The organism is Aerococcus sp. L_32 (assembly GCF_050689315.1).
Genome location: NZ_JBOEQF010001226.1, coordinates 1 through 544 on the forward strand (window position 1 = coordinate 1; position 544 = coordinate 544).

The following is a 544-nucleotide window of genomic DNA, read 5'->3' on the forward strand; positions in this document are numbered from 1 at the left end:
AAAGACTGATGATTTTAGTCATCAGCCTCTTTGAAGGAATTATTTTACATGTGAATGGGGAAATATTGAAAGTAAGGTATAGCCGAGGCAAAATATTTCCTAGCATCTTCTCTTAAAAGCAATGAGAGTGAAAGCCATGCCGAAGACTTGAAAGTTCTTGTATAAATTATTTTGGCATTACCAAGATGCGGCCTTTTTTAAAGGGACGTAAAAGTACTGGCTGGCCGTAGAAATCATGCAGTCTATCAGGGTCTAACATCAAGGGCCGATCACCTTTGGCAAAAATTTCCCCATCTTTTAATAAACAAATTTTTTGATAAAGTGGGATAATTTCCTCAGTATGGTGGGTCACCATTAATTGGGTGACTTCTGGTTTTTCTTTGGCCAATTCGTCCAGCATGGCTAAGAGACTTTCTCGGGCAAATAAATCTAGTCCACTAGTTGGTTCATCTAAGATTAATAATTCAGGTTGGGTCATTAAGGCCCGTAAGATCAAAACGGTTTGTCGTTCACCTTGAGATAGGGTCGCCATTCTGCGGTTCCT

At 39.5% G+C, this 544-nt stretch carries 1 protein-coding gene; it reads right to left on the bottom strand.

The genetic code is table 11. The annotated features are described in order from the left end of the window. Positions 1-166: 166 nt before the first annotated feature. A partial coding sequence (locus tag ACRCJ0_RS19060) for an ATP-binding cassette domain-containing protein (protein ID WP_431391773.1) occupies positions 167-544 on the bottom strand: 378 nt, incomplete at its 5' end.